The sequence below is a fragment of the Pseudomonas edaphica genome, from assembly GCF_005863185.1.
GTDB lineage: Bacteria > Pseudomonadota > Gammaproteobacteria > Pseudomonadales > Pseudomonadaceae > Aquipseudomonas > Aquipseudomonas edaphica.
The window spans coordinates 1-4,597 of record NZ_VBVZ01000508.1 but is presented as its reverse complement, the minus strand read 5'-3'; the positions used below and the strand labels follow the sequence as shown (position 1 = coordinate 4,597).

Here is a 4,597-nt window from a genome sequence, read left to right as displayed (position 1 = left end):
GGCTGGGCCATACCCGGCGCCTGGAACATGGTCTTGAGCTTGGCGGCAAACGTGGTGGTCTGGTCGTACTGCATGGCGATCATGCTGCGGCTGTCATGCTTGCCGGCGTTGGCCAGTTGTGCAAGGCGCTCGCTGCGCTCCGGGGCGTCCCAGGAATTGGACAACTGCATGCCATAACCGCGTGGCGCGGTGCGCTGGTTGGCCGTGCCGATCCAGCCTTGGGCCGGGTCCTGATCGTAAGGGTGCAGCATCGCGTCGGCGTAGCCGTCCCAGTCAAAGCGCGCGTCCCAGCCCGGCGAGGGCAGCAGGCCTTCGCCTTCGCGACGGTTGGGGAAGCGGCCAGTGACTTGCCAGCCAATGCTGCTCGCGTCGGCAAAGATCATGTTGAGGGCGATGGCGCGGATTTCCCGGGTCGCGTCCGAGGCCTTGCCGGCGCTTTGGGCGCGGGACAGGTCGAAGAACGCGTCCAGGCTCTTGTCGTCCTTGAGGTCGGCGGCTTGCAGGGCCAGGCCGAACCCGGTGGTGAGTGCCTGGCTGCTGTTGAGCAGGGCGCCGTGGCGGGTTTCGTACACCACTTCGCGAATCGGCCGCTGGCCCTTGGCGAAGTAGGTTTCGTTGCGCACGACGGCCGGTAGCCATTTGCCGTTGTTCTCGTAGTACAACGCGCTGCCTTGGCGTTTGACCTTCTCCAGGAACAGGTCCTGGGTGTCGCCTTTTACCGCGCTCATGCTCCACGCCACTTTGCCGTTGAAGCCGGACAGCAGGGTCGGCAAACCGGCAATCGAGACGCCGACCGCCTGGTATTTCGGGGCACGGATCTGCACGTAGTTCCATGGCGACGGTGCTTGTGGCTGGGCTGCCAGGTCGCTGGCCAACAGGCTTTTGCCACTGCGGCTGCGTTGCGGGCCGATGGCCCAGTTGTTGGAGGTGGTGACGGCCAGTGCGTTGAGGCTGTTCAACTGCTGGCCGATGCTTTCGAGCCCTGCAAGGCCGGTGATCTGGCTGAGGTTCACGCCCTTGAGCTTGTCGGCTTCGTCCATCGGGATCGGCTCGTCCGGCGCACTCGGCGTCAGCCAGGCGAGCTTGTCGGCCCCGACTTTCTGCGCCAGCACCAGCGACGAGAGTTCTTCCTGCAGGTTGCTCGACTCGCTGAAATTCAGCAGGCAGAACAGCAGCGCCGAATCTTCCGGCTTCCAGTACTCGGGCTTGTAGCCGGTCTGGGCCAGGTCCGGCGGCAGCTTGTCGCGGTAGCGGAACAGGTAGGCGTTGACGCCACGGGCATACACTTCAAAGAAGCGCTTGAGGCGCGGCGACGAAGCGTTATACAGCTCGCCGGCGCTTTTTTTCAGGTTGACCGCGCGCATGAAACGGTCGACATCCAGCACTTGCGGGCCGGACATCTCCGCCAGGCGGCCCTGGGCCAACAGGCGCAAAGTGACCATCTGCGTGATGCGGTCGCTGGCGTGTACATAACCGAGGCTGAACAGCGCGTCATGGAAGGTGTTGCTTTCGATCAACGGCATGCCCTGGGCATTGCGGCGCACCGACACATTCTGTGCCAGGCCTTTGATCGGTTGCACACCGGCCACCGGCGGCAGGGTGTCCTGGGTGCTCTGGAGCTGGCAACCGGCCAGGCTTAAAGCACTGGCCACTGCCGCGGCAACGCCGAACCGGGGGATAAAGTGTGAGAGGGCTGGCGAGGCCATGGCAAAGCTCCTGCGGGGGTAGCGTCATTAAAGGCGCTACGTTAGTGAGCGCGGCGAAACGACGCAAGCAGGAGTTTGGGTTAAGCGTGAGATCTTGAGACCGGTAGAGAACAATGTGGGAGCTGGCTTGCCTGCGATGCTGACGCCTCGGTGTGTCAGTTACACCGAGGTGATGCTATCGCAGGCAAGCCAGCTCCCACATAGATCAGGATTTTGGCGGATTCACTTTCTGCACCAGTTCATACGCCCGCACCGTCGCCGGCCGTTCCTTAATGCTGTTGAACCAGCGCTGCACGTGCGGGAAGTCCTCCAGACGCTGGCTCTGCCACTTGTGGGAAACGATCCACGGGTAGATCGCCATGTCGGCGATGCTGTAGTCCTCACCCGCCACGAACGCGCGGTCCGCCAGGCGTCGGTCCAACACGCCGTACAGGCGCGCGGTTTCGTCCACATAGCGCTTGATCGCGTAAGGAATCTTTTCCGGTGCGAATTGGCTGAAGTGATGATTCTGACCCGCCATCGGCCCCAGCCCGACCATTTGCCAGAACAGCCATTGCAGCGCTTCCTGGCGGCCGCGCAGGTCTTTTGGAATGAATTGGCCGGTTTTTTCCGCGAGGTACAGCAAGATCGCGCCGGATTCGAACAGCGAAATCGGCGCGCCGCCGTCGGTCGGGCTGTGATCGACGATGGCCGGGATGCGGTTGTTGGGAGCGATCTTCAGGAAGTCCGGCTTGAACTGCTCGCCCTGGCCAATGTTGATCGGGTGCACCGTGTAGGGCAAACCGGCTTCTTCCAGGAACAGCGATACTTTGTGACCGTTGGGGGTGGTCCAGTAGTACAGGTCGATCATGAAGCTCTCCAAATGAGCGAATGCCTGTCTCTATAGGTGATGATCAAGGGGCAATAATTCAATCAAACATTTGCGTCTAACCTTAGAAGCCAATCACACCGCCCCATCGACCAACACCTGCAATGACTGCTGCGAGCACCGCTCAATGCGCACCTGTACGCCATAGACCTCGGCAAACAACGCCGGGTCGAGCACCTCATCCGCCACGCCGCTGGCGTACAACCTGCCCTGGCGCAGCACGGCAATATGGTCGGCGAAGCGTGCAGCCAGGTTGATATCGTGCAGCACCACCACGGCGATCAAATTGTGTTCGCGCACCAGCGTGCGCACGCAGCCCATGACTTTTAATTGGTAATTAAGGTCGAGCGCGCTGGTGGGTTCGTCTAGCAGCATCACTTGCGGGCGACGCGCAATCAACTGGGCGAGGCCGACCAATTGGCGCTGGCCGCCGGACAACGTGCTCAGCAGTTGATCGGCCAAATGCGCGATGCCGATACGCTGCAACGCTTCGAAGGCTTCGCCCAGGCAGGCCTCGCTGGACAATGGAATGCCGGCCACATTGGCCACACGTAGCGCGGCGATCACGCTTTCCATCACGCTGAGGCTCAGGCCCGGCGGCAGGTTTTGCGGCATGTAAGTCACGCGGCGCGCACGCTCGGCCACCGACATGGCTGACAGGTCGAGGTCACCCAGCCTTACTACGCCTTGCATCTTTTCCAGCCCGGCAATGGCCCGCAGCAGCGTGGATTTACCCGCGCCATTAGGGCCGATCAAGGCGGTGAGGCTGCCGTGGGGCAGGGTCGGCAAGCTCAGCTCATGCACAATCTGCCGACGCCCGTAGCTGACCGTGGCGTTGTGTACCGATAACCCCGCACTCATAACTGCCTCCCGCGCTTGAACACCAACACCACAAAAATCGGTACGCCCACCAAGGCGGTGACAATGCCCACCGGCACAATCACGCCGGGCATGATCAGTTTGCTGGCAATCGACGACAGCGCCAGCAGCAAGGCGCCGGTCAACGCACTGGCGGGCAGGAGGAAACGCTGGTCTTCACCCACGAGAATCCGCGCGATATGCGGCCCTACCAAGCCGATAAAGCCGATGGTGCCTACAAACGCCACGGCGGTGGCCGACAGCAGGCTGATGCGCAGCAACGAGAAAAACCGCAGGCGCTTCACGTCCACGCCAAAGCTTTGTGCGCGGTCTTCGCCCATGCGCAGCAGGGTCAGGCGCGGCGCGGCGGCGAAGGAAAACGGCAGCACCACGGCAACCACAAAGGCGAGGATGCCGAGCTTGTCCCAGTTGGCGCGGGTCACGCTGCCCAAGGTCCAGAACACCAATTGTTGCAGCACGTCTTCGGTGGCCACCAGTTGCAGCAAAGCCACCACGGCGTTGCAACTGAACACCAGTGCGATGCCGAACAGCACCAGGCTTTCCACGCCCGCACCGCGCAGGCGTGACATGGCTTGCAGCAAAAACACCGAGGCGGCGGCAAAGATAAACGCCGAGATGGAAATCGCGGTGTTGGCCGACACCCACAGCGTGGTCACCGGAAACACGATGACCAGCGAGGCGCCCAAGGCCGCCGCCGACGACACGCCCAACGTAAACGGGCTGGCCAGCGGGTTATTGAGGATCGCCTGCATCTCGGCCCCGGCCAGAGACAGCGCGCAACCCACCAGCACCGCCATCAGCGCGTAGGGCAGGCGCACGTTCCAGATGATCACCTGGTCGGTGGTGCTCAGGTGCGACGGATGCAGGATGCCGTCGAGCAACGCCAGCAGGCCCATGCCCGACGGGCCGCTGGCCAGGTCCACCAGAATGGCGCAGACCAGCGCGATGCCGAGCAGCGCCAGCAGCCAGGTACGCCGGGCCAGCAAACGGCGATAGCCGTGAGTGGCGCTGGCAAGGTCGAGGGTTTGAGTGGTCATGGGGCTCACACAATGTTGAAAACAACGAAAATCCACATGTGGGAGCTGGCTTGCCTGCGATAGCGGTGTGCCAGTCGATTAATTCAGTGACTGACACACCGCTATCG

At 62.4% G+C, this 4,597-nt stretch carries 4 protein-coding genes; all 4 read right to left on the bottom strand.

What is annotated here, in order from left to right; genetic code table 11:
• Positions 1-1,706 (bottom strand): penicillin acylase family protein (locus FEM54_RS25375; protein WP_138453528.1); only part of this gene is annotated, 1,706 nt, incomplete at its 3' end.
• Positions 1,707-1,911: 205 nt separating this feature from the next.
• The gene (locus tag FEM54_RS25370) at positions 1,912-2,556 is read right to left on the bottom strand and encodes a glutathione S-transferase N-terminal domain-containing protein (protein WP_138453527.1); all 645 of its coding nucleotides are present in this window, start codon (positions 2,554-2,556) and stop codon (positions 1,912-1,914) included.
• 93 nt (positions 2,557-2,649) lie between these two features.
• The gene (locus FEM54_RS25365; protein ID WP_138453526.1) at positions 2,650-3,435 is read right to left on the bottom strand and encodes an ABC transporter ATP-binding protein; all 786 of its coding nucleotides are present in this window, start codon (positions 3,433-3,435) and stop codon (positions 2,650-2,652) included.
• A complete protein-coding gene (locus FEM54_RS25360) occupies positions 3,432-4,490 on the bottom strand; it encodes a FecCD family ABC transporter permease (RefSeq protein WP_138453525.1) in 1,059 nt (352 codons plus the stop codon). The genes FEM54_RS25365 and FEM54_RS25360 overlap by 4 nt, the downstream gene beginning before the upstream one ends.
• Positions 4,491-4,597: the final 107 nt, after the last annotated feature.